The sequence below is a fragment of the Kosakonia sp. MUSA4 genome, from assembly GCF_013085925.1.
GTDB lineage: Bacteria > Pseudomonadota > Gammaproteobacteria > Enterobacterales > Enterobacteriaceae > Kosakonia > Kosakonia sacchari_B.
This window is the reverse complement of the sequence record NZ_CP025697.1, coordinates 111,015-126,202: the sequence shown is the minus strand read 5'-3', so window position 1 is coordinate 126,202 and position 15,188 is coordinate 111,015. Positions and strand designations below refer to the sequence as shown.

The window sequence follows — 15,188 nt, the reverse complement described above, 5'->3', positions numbered from 1 at the left end:
GTAGGCCCGGTAAGCGTCAGCGCCACCGGGCATTGCCCGGCTTCGCCTTATCCGGCCTACGGTTCAGACCTCTTTGTCAACCCGCTAAACACGTAGGCCCGGTAAGCGTCAACGCCACCGTGCATTGTCCGGCTTCGCCTTATTCCGGCGTACGGTTCAGACCTCTTTGTCAACCCGCTAAACACGTAGGCCCGGTAAGCGTCAGCGCCACCGGGCATTGCCCGGCTTCGCCTTATTCCGGCGTACGATCAAAACTGATACGACATACTTACCGAGTAATTGCGCGGTTCGCCGTAAACGCCGTAATCGCTTAACCATGAGTAATAAGTGCGATCAAACAGGTTATCGACGTTGGCCTGCACGGCAAAATGCTTGTTGATCTGATAGCGGGCGAACAGGCTGGCCAGCGGATAACTGCCCTGGTAAACGCGCTGCGTTTCGCCGTCCGGCCCGGTAGCATCCTGGAAGGTGCGGTTTTGCCAGTTCACCCCGCCGCCGACGGTCAGATCCGGCAGCATCGGCAGTTGATAACGGGTATACAGTTTTAACTGAGTTTGCGGCATGTTGCTGTTAAAACGCCCGTCAGAATCGGTGGCAACATAGCGCGTCGCGCCAAACGTCAGTTGCAGACGATCGGTCAGTGCGCCGTTCAGTTCAAATTCCGCCCCTTTGCTGACCGCCCCTTTCGTCGCGTAATAGGCCTGCTCACTGCTGCCATTGACATGATTGTCGCCGTCTTCCTGGCCAACGTTTTCCTGCTCGATACGGAAGATGGCGAACGTTGCCGTCAGGCGGCCATCCATCCAGTCTGATTTCAGGCCGGTTTCATAGTTTTTACCGGTAATCGGCGACAGATATTGACCGCTGCTGTCGCGTTCGGTTTGCGGCTGGAAGATAGAGGTGTAGCTGGCGTAAGCCGACCAGGTATCATTGATGTCATACACCAGGCCGCCATAAGGCGTGATGTTGTTCTTACGCATATCGCCGCTGCTGCCGGTGGTGCTCCACTCGGTGTAACGCGCACCGACGATCAGCGACAGCGGATCGGCCAGCGAAAAACGCGCCGCACTGTAAACGGATTTCTGGCGCACCACATCGTTAGCATTCTGATACCAGCCTTCCCACTCCGGCTCGGCGACGTTACCGTTCCAGCTACTGCTGAAGCTACCCATCTGCGAGCTGTCCAGCGAACCGTCCTGGCTGTAGGTGGCATTGTGCTGCCGGCTGTAGCTGACGCCGGCCACCAGTTCATGTTGACGGCCAAACAGCGCAAACGGCCCGCTGGCATAAGTATCGACAGAATCCAGCTTGCGGGTGCCGCGATCCTGGCTGCCAAACCCGCTGGTGCCTTCCCCGGTCGCTTCATCCGGGAAATCCATAATATAGAGCAGCTTATCGTTGAAGGTTTGCTCGCCGTGAGTGCCGTTGACGCGGAACGTCCAGCCGTTGTCGAAGTCATGCTTCACGTTGGCAAACACCTTGCGGGAATTGATGTTGTAACGACTCCAGTCGGCAGAGACGTTAGTGCTGCGATCGTAATGGGTGCGCGTACCGTTGCTATACCAGGTCGGTAAGCCGCCCCAGGTCGGGTTGCCGGTATCGTTTTGCTGATAGTCATATCCCAACGAAACGGTGGTGTTATCCGTCACATCAGCATCAATCACGCCATAAAGGAATTTTTTGCGCTTGTGGTAACGATCGAGCCAACTGTCCTGATCCTGATAACCGGCAATCACGCGTCCGCGCACCGAGCCGCTTTCATTAAGCGGAGCAGAGAGATCGGCCACATAGCGCTGCTTGTTCCAGCTGCCGTAACTGACGCTGACGTTGCCAGTGAACTCGCGGCTGTCCGCATGCTTGCGCACCATATTCACCGACGCGCCGGGGTTGCCCGCGCCGGTCATCAGACCGGTTGCGCCGCGCACCACTTCTATACGGTCATAAATGGCCGTGTCTTCGCTGGCATCGCCGAAGTTCCAGGTGTCGCTGACGGAGGTGGGAATATCATCGAAGGTGTAGTTGTTGATGTAAAAACCGCGGGAGAAATAGGCCGAGCGTTCGCTGTCGATAATTTCCGTTGCCACGCCGGTGGTATTGTCCAGCACATCGCCCACCGATTCCAGGTTCTGATCCTTCATGCGCTGTTCGGTGATGACACTGAAGGATTGTGGTACATCGCGCGGCGCGAGATTCATTTTCGTCCCGGCGGTGGTGGTTTTTACCGTGTAATCCTGTGAGGTCGCATCGCCGGAACCCGCCGTACTGCCGTTAACAATAATATCGTCTTCCGCCGCTTGTGCCGGGAGGATGGCTGATGCAACCGCCAGCGCCAACAGTGAAAACGCGAACCGCATTTTGTTATTCACTGCGCCATTTTCTTTGCCATAAAAAGACATACGCGTTCCCCGTAAGGAAAGTTATTATTTGATTTTTTATTTAACGAGAATACAAACGATAATCATTTACCATAAAAAGTAACGGTACGCGAGGACAGAGTGTAAAAGGGGATGGAATTCGCCGGTACGGCTACGCCGCTTTATCGCTGTGCGCAACGTCGGCAGCAAAAACATAGCCGAGGCCGCGCAAGGTTTTGATCAGCGCCGGTTGGTGGGGATTGGCTTCGATTTTGCGGCGTAAGCGCATGATTAACACATCAATGGTGCGATCAAACACGTCCACGCTTTCGCTGTGCGTTAAGGTCAGCAACTGTTCGCGGTTCAGCACCCGGCGCGCATTTTGCACCAGCGCCAGCAGCAAGCTGTACTCGCCTTGCGTCAGACCAACCACCTGATGCTGCGGGTTAAACAGTTCGCAGCGTTCAGGGTCAAGATGCCAGCCGTTAAAAGTAAAACCGGGCAGCTTTTCCATTGAGATTTCCGCCGCCAGCACGCCGCTGCGCCGCAGTACCGCCTTGACGCGCGCCACCAGCACGCGGGCGTTAAACGGTTTGCCGATATAGTCGTCCGCGCCCATCTCCAGGCCAACCACCACATCCGACTCGCTGCCAAGCCCGGTGAGCATCACCACTGGCAGCGACGGGCGTTGTTTTTGCAACTGCTGCAGCACCCGCAGACCGTTGATATCCGGCAGCATCATATCGAGCAGCACCAGCGCGATATCCGCATGGTGCGCGCTAAGCGTTAGCGCATCCTGCCCGTTATGGCAGACGTAAACCGTAAAGACATGCTCGCTCAGCACCTCTTTCAACAGTTCGCACACCGCGCTATCGTCATCCACCACCAGAATTGCAGGTTTCATCGTCCGCTTCCGCCAGGCCCGTTTGGGTAAGTCTGATCCATTCTGTTGGCGGTCATTTATAAATGCAGCGACTAAATGCCGAATTTTTAACCGTGGTCACATCCCCCTCGCTCTTCGTCACGTCACTTTTGACGATGGCCTGTTTTTCGTCAGTATTTTGACCAAATTTACGGCGTAATATCGGTAAATACCCCCAATATTGTTATGGCATAGAAGATGCATAATGGGGGCGACACTGTTAACTGGAGCGAAAGTGATGAAAAAAGTCGTCACGGTTTGCCCGTATTGCGCCTCGGGATGCAAAATCCATCTGGTGGTCGATAACGGCAAAATCGTTCGGGCGGAAGCCGCACAGGGCAAAACCAATCAGGGCACTCTCTGCCTGAAAGGTTATTACGGCTGGGATTTTATCAACGATACCCAGATCCTGACGCCCCGGCTCAAAAGCCCGATGATCCGTCGCCAGCGCGGCGGCAAACTGGAGTCGGTCTCCTGGGATGAAGCGCTCGATTATGTCGCCAGCCGTTTGCGCGCCATTAAAGAGAAGTACGGCCCGGATGCCATTCAGACCACCGGTTCTTCCCGTGGTACGGGTAATGAAACCAACTACATAATGCAAAAATTCGCGCGCGCCGTTATTGGTACCAATAACGTCGACTGCTGCGCTCGTGTCTGACACGGCCCTTCGGTTGCAGGTCTGCACCAATCGGTCGGCAATGGCGCGATGAGTAATGCCATTAATGAAATCGATAACACGGATTTAGTGTTTATCTTTGGTTACAACCCGGCGGATTCTCACCCTATCGTCGCCAATCATGTGATTCGGGCGAAACAGAATGGGGCGAAAATCATCGTCTGCGATCCGCGCAAAATTGAAACCGCGCGCATTGCCGATATGCACGTCGCACTGAAAAACGGATCCAATATCGCCCTGCTTAACGCCATGGGCCATGTGATCATTGAAGAGAACCTCTACGACCAGGCGTTTGTCGCCAGCCGGACGGAAGGGTTTGAAGAGTACCGGAAGATTGTCGAGGGCTACACCCCGGAATCGGTCGAGGAGATCACCGGCGTCAGCGCGCAGGAGATCCGCCAGGCCGCCCGTATGTACGCCGGGGCGAAAACCGCAGCCATCCTGTGGGGCATGGGCGTGACCCAGTTCTATCAGGGCGTGGAAACGGTGCGTTCGCTCACCAGCCTTGCCATGCTGACCGGCAACCTGGGTAAACCGCATGTTGGGGTCAACCCGGTGCGCGGCCAGAACAACGTGCAGGGCGCGTGCGATATGGGCGCGCTGCCGGATACGTACCCGGGCTATCAGTATGTGAAAGAAGAGGCGCACCGCGAGAAATTCGCCAAAGCGTGGGGCGTGGAAAGCCTGCCAGCGCATACCGGTTATCGCATCAGCGAACTGCCGCATCGCGTTGAGCATGGCGAAGTGCGCGCCGCGTACATTATGGGTGAAGATCCGCTGCAAACGGATGCCGAACTGTCGGCAGTTCGCAAGGCATTCGAAGGGCTTGAACTGGTGATTGTGCAGGACATCTTCATGACCAAAACCGCAGCCGCGGCGGATGTCATCCTGCCTTCCACCTCCTGGGGCGAGCACGAAGGTGTTTATACCGCAGCAGATCGCGGTTTCCAGCGCTTCTTTAAAGCGGTTGAACCGAAGTGGGATCTGAAAACGGACTGGCAAATCATCAGTGAAATCGCCACCCGTATGGGTTATCCGATGCATTACAACAACACGCAGGAGATCTGGGACGAGTTGCGTCATTTATGCCCCGATTTCTACGGCGCCACCTACGAAAAAATGGGTGAGCTGGGCTACATCCAGTGGCCGTGTCGCGATACGTCGGAGGCCGATCAGGGCACCTCTTATCTCTTTAAAGAGAAGTTCGACACACCAAACGGGCTGGCGAAATTCTTCACCTGCGACTGGGTCGCGCCGATGGATAAACTCACCGACGAGTATCCGATGGTGCTCTCCACCGTGCGTGAAGTGGGCCACTACTCTTGCCGCTCAATGACCGGCAACTGTGCGGCGCTGGCCGCGCTGGCGGACGAACCAGGCTATGCGCAAATCAACGCCGCCGACGCCGCAAGGCTGGGCATTGAGGATGAAGCGCTGGTGTGGGTTAACTCGCGTAAAGGCAAAATCATCACCCGCGCGCAGGTCAGCGAACGCCCGAACAAAGGTGCGGTGTATATGACTTACCAGTGGTGGATTGGTGCCTGTAACGAGCTGGTGACGGAGAACCTGAGCCCAATAACCAAAACGCCGGAGTACAAGTACTGCGCCGTGCGCATCGAGCCGATCGCCGATCAGCGCGCCGCCGAGCAGTATGTGATCGACGAATATAACAAGCTGAAAACCCGGTTGCGCGAAAGCGCGATGGGCTGATTGCCGCGTTTGTCGAAGCCAAAGCGGAGTGATCTTCACTCCGCTTTTTTATTTATCTTCCGTTAGTCACACCACCGGGTGAACAGCGCCTCAATCAACTTCCTGAAAAATCATCGTTATTAACGAACTGAAACACAGTTCTTCTGTCATCTGTTGCCATGTTTACCTATAACTAACAGGAGAATATGCTCATTGACGATTGCCGCGAAACCCCATGCCGCCTGTAAAAAAACACCGCAGAGAAGATCACCCCAGTTCCTCATTTAACCTGAACAGGTATCACCTGCTTTCTCTTGTGATTCTGGTGTTTTTGGCGCTCCTGCTGGCCCGCGTTGCCGACCTGCAACTGCTCAATCACCCGATGCTGGAGCATGAAGCCGATCAGCGTTCATTACGCACCATTACGCTACCGACCAACCGCGGAACGCTGGTGGATCGTGACGGCCAGGCGTTAGCCCTGAGTGTTCCCTCGCGCGACATCATTGCCGATCCGAAACGCATTCTCGAAGCGAATCCTGATTTTACCAGCCCGAAGTGGGCTTACCTCGCTGCGGCGCTCAATGTCAGCCCGCAAGCCCTGCGGGCGCAGCTTACGGCGAATCCCAATAAGCACTTCCTCTATCTGGGCCGAAAAATCGAACTGGGTATCGCCAAAGATATTGCCGCGCTGCATCTGAAAGGGATCACGACCGAATATGACGACAGCCGTTTTTATCCCATGGGCGAAGCCGCCGCGCCGCTTTTGGGCATCGTGGGCGCCGATAACACGGGGCTGAATGGGCTGGAAAAAAGTTATAACACCATTCTTGAAGGCAAACCGGGTCAGGAAGAGTACCGCCAGGACGGTGACGGCCACCTGATTTCCGTGGTCAATTACGAACCGCCGCAGCAACCACCGACCGTTCAGCTCAGTATCGACAAGTTCGATCAATACACGCTTTACAGCGCATTACGTGATGGCGTGCTGCTTAACAAGGCGGATTCAGGTGCGGCTGTGCTGGTAAAAATCGACACCGGCGAGATTCTGGGAATGGCGTCTTACCCTTCGTTTAATCCCAACAATTACGAAAGCGCCACCCCGATGCAAATGCGCAACACGGCGATTAACGATAGCTATGAACCGGGTTCAACCGTGAAGCCGCTGGTGGTTCTCGAAGGGCTGGAGCGCCATTTAATCCAACCGAACTCGGTTCTTGATACCTCGCCTTACGTCGTCAACGGGCATTTGATACGGGATGTCGGGCACTGGCCGCGCCTGACGATAACCGGCATTTTGCAGAAATCGAGCGATACCGGCGCGTCCCACATTGCGCTTGCCATGCCGGCTCAGGCGCTGGTCAATACCTACCAGGCGTTTGGCCTCGGCAAACCCACCGGGTTAGGTTTAACGGGCGAGAGTGTCGGCTACTTTCCCTTACACCGCCAGCGCTGGGCCGACATTGAACGCGCAACGTTCTCTTTTGGCTACGGCCTACGCGTAACGCCGCTGCAGATCGCGCGGGAATATGCAACGCTGGGCTCGTTCGGGATCTATCGCCCTCTTTCCATCACCAAAGTCACGCCGCCGGTGATGGGCGTCAGAGTGGCGAATCCGGTCACCGCAAAAACCGTCGTCTATATGATGGAAAGCGATGTTTTACCGGGCGGCTCAGGTTTACGCGCGGCGGTACCGGGCTATCAGCTCGCCACGAAAACCGGTACGGCGGAAAAAATGGGTACCGACGGGAAGTACGATGGCGGCTACGTCAACTACACCGCAGGCGTTGCTCCGGCCAGCCACCCGGAAGTGGCGCTGGTGGTGATGGTTAACCATCCGACAGTGGGCGATCACTTTGGTGGCTCGGTCGCGGCACCGATTTTCGGCAAAATTATCGGCCCGGTACTGAAACATATGAATATCGCGCCCGATGCCATCAGCAATAAACCCTCCGTCAATGCATCCTGATGCCGGGCGGCTCACGCGGCGGTGTCACGATGGGGCGTAACGTCTGACAGGTGTGACAAACCGCCCGGTAGTGTAATGTCATCAACATCATCTCCTGATAATGAGAGCGTCGTTGTTGAACTCCACAGAAGCAGAATTACCGGTCAGCCAGCAGAACCATAACATTGCGCGCCTCGCGACAGCACAGGCGCTGGCTGGCGCTAACTCGGTCGTCTTTTACGCCACTGGCGCGATAGTCGGTAATACCCTCGCGCCCAGCAGTACGCTGGCAACGCTGCCCGTCACGGTTTTTGTTCTGGGGATGGCAGCCTGCATTCTGCCGTTTGGCGCGCTGGCTCGCCGACGGGGCAGACGGGCGGCCTTTATGACCGGCACCGGCGCAGGCGTGTTGACCGGGCTGCTGGCCTCGCTGGCGGTCGTGATCGGCTCCTTTTCCCTGTTCTGCCTGGCGGCTTTTTTCGGCGGCGCATACGCGGCTGTTGCGCTCTCGTTTCGCTTTGCCGCCACCGATGGTGTGGGCAGCGAACGACGGGCGCGGGCGTTGTCGCTGGTGATGGGCGGCGGCGTCGTAGCGGGCGTACTTGGCCCGATGCTGGTCACCGGCACTATGAACGCCTGGCCGGAGCATACTTTTGCCGTCACCTTTCTCGCGCAGGCAGCGGTCGCGGCGATGGCCGCAACGGTACTGCTCGGCGTCAAATCCCCTGCCGTTACCAGTCACGCGCAGCACGGCGGTCGCCCGCTTCACGAGATCGCCCGTCTGCCGGGCTTTCGTCGTACCGTATTTGGCGGCGCGGTAGCCTATATGGTGATGAACTTCCTGATGACCGCCGCGCCGCTGTCGATGCATCAGCACGGTCTTTCTCAGCAGGCGGCGAATCTGGGCATTCAGTGGCATGTGATTGCGATGTACGGGCCGGGCTTTTTTACCGGCAAATTGATTCAGCGCTTTGGTGCCAGCCGCATTGGCGCAGCGGGATTGCTGATCACCGCCCTTTCGGTGCTCGCCGGTCTGCTCGGTACTGACATCCTGCATTACTGGCTGTCGCTGATCCTGCTTGGCATCGGCTGGAACTTTGGTTTTACCGGCGCTTCGGCGAAGATCATTGAGTTTCACCGCCCGGAAGAGAAAACCCGCGTCCAGTCGCTGAATGACTTTATTGTCTTTGGCGTGATGATTGTCGGCTCTTTCTCCTCCGGCGCGCTGCTCAATGCCTTTGGCTGGAATGCGGTGCTGTGGGGATCGCTGGTGCCGGTGGTGGCGGGTTTTCTGGCGATGATGGGCAAAGGCAACACGGTAAGAAGATAAAAAAATCCCTCCGGGAAGGAGGGATTGAGCGGTTTACTGACCGGCGGTTTTATCAAATTTGCCCAGCATTTCGCGCTCGTAGGCCAGCGCTTTTTTGCGGTCGAATTTGTGTTCCCACTTGGCAATAACCAGCACCGCCAGCGCATTCCCCACCACGTTCAGCGCGGTACGCGCCATATCGAGGATACGGTCAACACCGGCGATAAAGGCCAGCCCTTCCAGCGGAATACCGACGCTGCCCAGCGTCGCCAGCAATACCACGAAGGAGACGCCCGGAACGCCCGCGATGCCTTTTGAGGTCACCATCAGCGTCAGCACGAGGATAATCTCCTGCCACAGCGACAGATCGATACCGTACAACTGCGCAATAAAGATGGCGGCAATACTCTGGTACAGCGTTGAACCGTCGAGGTTAAAGGAGTAACCGGTCGGCACCACGAAGCTGGTAATGGAGGCAGGCGCGCCGTAGGCTTCCATTTTTTCAATAATACGCGGCAGCACGCTCTCTGAACTGGCGGTTGAGTAGGCCAGAATCAACTCATCTTTCAGGATGCGGATCAGGATCCAGATGCTCAGCCCGCAGATGCGCGCCACAATGCCCAGCACCACCAGCGCGAAGAACAGGATCGCGAAGTAAACCAAAATCACCAGCTTCGCCAGCGGCCACAGCGAGGCAAAACCGAAGTTCGCCACCGTTACCGAGATCAGCGCGAACACGCCGACCGGCGCATAGCGCATCACCATATGGGTGACTTTAAACATGGTTTCGGAAATAGAACGGAACACAGTCACCAGCGGCTCGCGGTGCGATGCCGGCAGCGATGAAAGCCCCAGGCCAAACAGCACCGAGAAGAAGATGATCGGCAGCATATCGCCCTTCGCCATCGACGCGATGATATTGGTCGGCACCAGCGACAGAATCGTCCCCATCAGGCCGTGGGCGTGGCTTTGCACATCCGCGGTGGTGCTTTGGTATTTCGAAATATCCACCGTCGCCAGTTGCGACATATCGATCCCCGCGCCCGGCTGGAACACATTCGCCAGCGTAATACCGAGCACGATCGCAACCGTAGTGATCACTTCGAAATAGATGATGGTTTTCGCGCCAATGCGGCCAAGCTGTTTCGCGTCGCCAACGCCAGCAATCCCGACAATCAGCGTCGAGATAACAATCGGCACCACGATCATTTTGATCAGGTGAATAAAGATATCGCCCGCCGGAGACAGGAGATTCGCAATCAGCCATTCGCGGCTGTCGCTCTGATAATGCAGGTAACTACCCAGAAGAATACCCAGCACAAGGGCTAGCAGAATCTGCCAGGCCAGGCTGATTTTCATGTTTTTCATCACTACAGACTTCCTCAATGAAGCGCCATTCCATGCTCGGGAACGACACATACTGAAAGGGTATGATTAACGTCGCACGGTATTGCGGGGTTTTTTAACGCGCATTATCAGTATCATTTGCAGGGTGTAACGTGCAACCCTATACCGGGAGGGGGTTTGACTGATTTTTTAACTAAAAACCGTCTTTTATTTCAGTTATTAATAATAAGTATTTGTTATACAAAAATTTTCAATCCACTGAATTCCAATCTTTCCGCCAGGAAATTATTCCACAAAATTGGTTCATTTGCGTATTTTTTAAGCATTAGAAATGTCGCAGAGGTCGCTCCGTAGCGGAAATTTCGTCTGCCATTTGTCATTAACGCAGTGAATAGTACCTGGTAAAAATAATTATGACGCTATTGGTTCCGCGATGTATTTTCAGCAGCTTGCCACAGCGCGTTATTCTGCAACGCTATTAAGTGTAATCGAACCGTCACATTCCATAACCTGCTGTTATGAGTCATTTTTCTTCTCCCTGCCGCTATTTTTCATTTCTGCATTACACCAGCGCATTTATTTTGCTGCTTTTTTACTGAATCTCATCAATGCGTGATCTATCGCTCAAATAGTAAACAAAGCTTGTAAAGGCCCTACAATTAACGTTCTTGTGACATATTATTAACATCTTACAAGGAGAGCAATTGCCATGAGCCAAATACATAAACACGATATTCCCGCCAATATTGCGGAACGTTGCCTGATCAATCCGGAGCAGTATGAAGCCAAATATCATCAATCCATCACCGACCCTGACACATTCTGGGGCGAGCAGGGAAAGATCCTCGACTGGATTACGCCGTATAAAACGGTGAAAAACACCTCCTTCGCACCCGGCAACATTTCGATTAAATGGTATGAAGACGGCACATTAAACCTGGCCGCCAACTGCCTTGACCGCCATCTCGCCGAACGCGGCGGCCAGACGGCCATTATCTGGGAAGGCGATGACGCCAGCCAGAGTAAAAAAATCACCTACCGCGAGCTGCACCGCAGCGTATGCCAGTTTGCCAATGTGCTGGTCGAGCTCGGGATTAAGAAAGGTGATGTTGTCGCGATTTACATGCCGATGGTGCCGGAAGCGGCTGTCGCCATGCTCGCCTGCGCCCGCATCGGCGCGGTGCATTCGGTGATTTTCGGCGGCTTCTCGCCGGAAGCCGTCGCCGGACGCATTATCGATTCCAGCTCCCGGCTGGTGATCACCGCCGACGAAGGCGTGCGCGCCGGTCGTAATATTCCGCTGAAGAAAAATGTCGATGACGCGCTGAAAAACCCGAACGTTAACAGCGTTGAACACGTCGTGGTTCTGAAGCGTACCGGCGGCAAAATCGACTGGAACGCAGGCCGCGATCTGTGGTGGAACGAGCTGACCGAAAAAGCCAGCGACCAGCACCAGCCGGTGGAAGTCGGCGCGGAAGATCCGCTCTTTATCCTCTATACCTCCGGCTCGACCGGCAAACCGAAAGGCGTGCTGCACACCACCGGCGGTTATCTGGTTTATGCCGCGACGACCTTTAAATATGTCTTTGATTATCATCCGGGCGATGTCTACTGGTGTACGGCCGATGTCGGCTGGGTAACCGGCCACAGCTATTTGCTCTACGGGCCGCTGGCCTGCGGCGCTATTACGCTGATGTTTGAAGGCGTGCCGAACTGGCCAACCCCGGCGCGCATGAGCCAGGTGGTGGATAAACACCAGGTCAATATTCTCTATACCGCACCGACGGCGATCCGCGCACTGATGGCCGAAGGCGACAAAGCCATTGCGGGTACTGACCGCTCTTCGCTGCGCATTCTCGGTTCAGTGGGCGAGCCCATTAACCCGGAAGCGTGGGAGTGGTACTGGTCGAAGATCGGCAACGGTAAATGCCCGGTGATGGACACCTGGTGGCAGACGGAAACCGGCGGTTTTATGATCACCCCGCTGCCTGGCGCAACGCGCCTGAAAGCCGGTTCGGCAACCCATCCGTTCTTTGGCGTGCAACCGGCGCTGGTGGATAACGAAGGGAATGCGCTTGAGGGCGCGACCGAAGGTAACCTGGTGATCACCGACTCCTGGCCAGGCCAGGCGCGTACGCTGTTTGGCGATCACGAGCGCTTTGAACAGACCTACTTCTCCACCTTCAAAAACTGCTATTTCAGCGGCGACGGCGCGCGTCGTGACGAAGAGGGCTATTACTGGATCACCGGCCGCGTGGACGATGTGCTGAACGTTTCCGGTCACCGCCTGGGCACCGCCGAGATTGAATCGGCGCTGGTTTCGCATCCGAAAATCGCCGAGGCCGCCGTGGTGGGTATTCCGCACAGCATCAAAGGCCAGGCGATTTATGCCTATGTCACGCTGAACCACGGTGAAGAGCCGTCGCCGGAACTCTACACCGAAGTGCGTAACTGGGTGCGTAAAGAGATTGGCCCGCTGGCAACGCCGGATGTACTGCACTGGACAGATTCGCTGCCGAAAACACGCTCCGGCAAAATCATGCGCCGCATCCTGCGCAAAATCGCGGCGGGCGATACCAGTAACTTCGGCGATACCTCGACGCTCGCCGATCCTGGCGTCGTGGAAAAACTGCTCGAAGAGAAGCAGGCCATTACCATGCCGTCTTAATAATCGTAACGCCCTGCCGGATAAGGCCCCGGCCACTATCCGGCTGACAAACAAAACCATAACGCTCTCCTTATAAGGAGAGGAAACAATCACCTCACCCTACAGTCCTCAATGGATTTCATGTTGCAGGAAGGCGGCAAACGCGCACATCCCCGGGAGCACAGATAATGGTGTAACCGGGGTGGGCACGTGCGGCCAACGAACCGGCGATGCGAAAGACAAAGGGGAGACCTCTGGAGAATTCTGTGATGAATAACATTTATCAACAGATAGAAAACAGTGCGCATTTCAGGGAGTTAGTTGCAAGACGGCAACGGTTTGCCTTTTCCCTTTCCATCATCATGCTGATTATCTACGTCGGCTTTATTCTGCTTATCGCTTTTGCGCCGCACTGGCTCGGCACGCCGCTGCACGAAGGCACCAACGTGACGCGCGGCATCCCGATTGGGATTGGCGTGATTGTGATTTCGTTTGTGCTGACCGGCGTCTACGTCTGGCGGGCAAACGGTGAGTTTGATCGTCTGACCAAAGCCGTGCTGAGCGAGGTAAAAGCATCATGAAACGAGTCCTGACGGCGCTGGCCGCCACACTTCCTTTCACGGCGCACGCCGCCGATGCCATTACCGGCGAGGTACAACGCCAGCCAACCAACTGGCAGGCGATTATCATGTTTGTGATTTTTGTGGCGCTCACCCTGTACATCACTTACTGGGCGTCGAAACGCGTGCGTTCGCGCAGCGATTACTACACTGCGGGCGGCAATATTACCGGTTTTCAGAACGGGCTGGCGATTGCCGGTGACTTTATGTCGGCGGCCTCCTTCCTCGGGATCTCCGCGCTGGTGTACACCTCCGGCTACGACGGGCTGATTTACTCGCTGGGCTTCCTTGTCGGCTGGCCGATTATCCTGTTTTTGATCGCCGAACGGCTGCGCAACCTTGGGCGCTATACCTTCGCCGACGTGGCCTCATATCGCCTGAAACAGGGGCCGATTCGCACCCTTTCCGCCTGCGGTTCGCTGGTGGTGGTTGCGCTGTATCTGATTGCGCAGATGGTGGGTGCCGGTAAGCTTATCGAGCTGCTGTTCGGCCTGAACTATCACGTCGCCGTGGTACTGGTTGGCGTGCTGATGGTGCTGTATGTGCTGTTCGGCGGCATGCTCGCCACCACCTGGGTACAAATTATCAAAGCGGTATTGCTGCTGTTTGGCGCAAGTTTTATGGCCTTTATGGTGATGAAACACGTCGGTTTCAGCTTCAATAACCTGTTCACCGAAGCGATGGCGGTACATCCGAAAGGCGCGGCAATCATGAGCCCCGGCGGGCTGGTGAAAGATCCGATCTCCGCTCTGTCGTTAGGCCTGGGTCTGATGTTCGGCACCGCCGGTTTGCCGCATATCCTGATGCGTTTCTTCACCGTCAGCGATGCGCGTGAAGCCCGTAAAAGCGTGTTCTACGCCACAGGTTTTATGGGTTACTTCTACATTCTGACCTTTATCATCGGCTTTGGCGCGATCATGCTGGTCGGCGCGAATCCGGCGTTTAAAGATGCGGCGGGCACGCTGATTGGCGGTAACAATATGGCAGCGGTTCACCTTGCCGATGCGGTTGGCGGCAACCTGTTCCTCGGCTTTATCTCCGCCGTGGCGTTCGCCACCATTCTGGCGGTGGTCGCCGGGCTGACGCTGGCGGGCGCGTCGGCGGTCTCGCACGATCTCTACGCCAACGTATTCCGTAAAGGCGCGACCGAGCGTCAGGAGCTGAAGGTATCCAAAATCACCGTGCTGGTGCTCGGCGTGGTCGCCATTTTGTTGGGCATTCTGTTTGAGAAGCAGAACATCGCCTTTATGGTCGGTCTGGCCTTCTCCATTGCCGCAAGCTGCAACTTCCCGATTATTCTGCTCTCGATGTACTGGTCGAAACTGACCACGCGTGGCGCGATGATCGGCGGCTGGCTTGGCCTGCTGACGGCGGTGATTTTGATGATCCTCGGCCCGACCATTTGGGTACAGATCCTCGGTCACGCCACAGCGGTCTTCCCGTATGAGTATCCGGCGCTGTTCTCGATTGCCGTCGCGTTTATCGGTATCTGGCTCTTCTCCGCTACCGACAACACCGAAGCGGGCAAGCTGGAGCGCGAGCAGTTCCGCGCGCAGTTTATTCGCTCGCAGACCGGTATTGGTATCGAACAGGGTCGCGCACACTAATCCCCTGCCCCGGTCTGTAATGGCCGGGGATCACATTTTCGCCTCTCCACAAAGTACCTTTGCCAAACTGAA

At 55.9% G+C, this 15,188-nt stretch carries 9 protein-coding genes; 6 read left to right on the top strand and 3 right to left on the bottom strand.

The window, feature by feature from the left end; all coding sequences use genetic code 11:
• Positions 1 to 248: 248 nt before the first annotated feature.
• Entirely contained in the window at positions 249 to 2,396 is a 2,148-nt protein-coding gene (gene fhuE, locus C0557_RS00545) for a ferric-rhodotorulic acid/ferric-coprogen receptor FhuE (protein ID WP_208657135.1), read from the bottom strand.
• 130 nt (positions 2,397 to 2,526) lie between these two features.
• Complete coding sequence (locus C0557_RS00540; protein WP_208657134.1) at positions 2,527 to 3,258, bottom strand: response regulator; 732 nt, start codon at positions 3,256 to 3,258, stop codon at positions 2,527 to 2,529.
• Between the two features lie 256 nt (positions 3,259 to 3,514).
• Here C0557_RS00540 and fdhF point away from each other — a divergent pair, with 256 nt between their 5' ends.
• The 3 genes from fdhF (at position 3,515) to C0557_RS00525 (ending at position 8,916) form a co-directional block, all read left to right on the top strand.
• The gene (fdhF, locus tag C0557_RS00535; RefSeq protein WP_081850744.1) at positions 3,515 to 5,662 is read left to right on the top strand and encodes a formate dehydrogenase subunit alpha; all 2,148 of its coding nucleotides are present in this window, start codon (positions 3,515 to 3,517) and stop codon (positions 5,660 to 5,662) included.
• 214 nt (positions 5,663 to 5,876) lie between these two features.
• Positions 5,877 to 7,607 (top strand): penicillin-binding transpeptidase domain-containing protein, encoded by a 1,731-nt coding sequence (locus C0557_RS00530; RefSeq protein WP_208657133.1) that lies wholly within the window; start codon positions 5,877 to 5,879, stop codon positions 7,605 to 7,607.
• A 112-nt stretch (positions 7,608 to 7,719) separates the two neighbouring features.
• Positions 7,720 to 8,916: an MFS transporter gene (locus C0557_RS00525; protein WP_253073765.1), complete on the top strand. Its 1,197-nt coding sequence runs from the start codon at positions 7,720 to 7,722 to the stop codon at positions 8,914 to 8,916.
• 33 nt (positions 8,917 to 8,949) lie between these two features.
• Here C0557_RS00525 and gltP read toward each other — a convergent pair whose 3' ends face one another.
• On the bottom strand, positions 8,950 to 10,263 hold the full coding sequence (gltP, locus tag C0557_RS00520) for a glutamate/aspartate:proton symporter GltP (RefSeq protein ID WP_035886913.1): 1,314 nt from the start codon (positions 10,261 to 10,263) through the stop codon (positions 8,950 to 8,952).
• A 688-nt stretch (positions 10,264 to 10,951) separates the two neighbouring features.
• On the opposite strand from gltP, the gene acs reads away from it, so the two are divergent.
• The 3 genes from acs (at position 10,952) to actP (ending at position 15,116) form a co-directional block, all read left to right on the top strand.
• Complete coding sequence (gene acs / locus C0557_RS00515; RefSeq protein ID WP_208657131.1) at positions 10,952 to 12,910, top strand: acetate--CoA ligase; 1,959 nt, start codon at positions 10,952 to 10,954, stop codon at positions 12,908 to 12,910.
• 248 nt (positions 12,911 to 13,158) lie between these two features.
• Positions 13,159 to 13,470: a DUF485 domain-containing protein gene (locus tag C0557_RS00510; protein ID WP_208662737.1), complete on the top strand. Its 312-nt coding sequence runs from the start codon at positions 13,159 to 13,161 to the stop codon at positions 13,468 to 13,470.
• Positions 13,467 to 15,116 carry a cation/acetate symporter ActP gene (gene actP, locus C0557_RS00505; protein ID WP_208657130.1) on the top strand — a complete coding sequence of 550 codons (1,650 nt, stop codon included), beginning with the start codon at positions 13,467 to 13,469 and terminating at the stop codon, positions 15,114 to 15,116. Before C0557_RS00510 ends, actP begins: the two co-directional genes overlap by 4 nt.
• Positions 15,117 to 15,188: the final 72 nt, after the last annotated feature.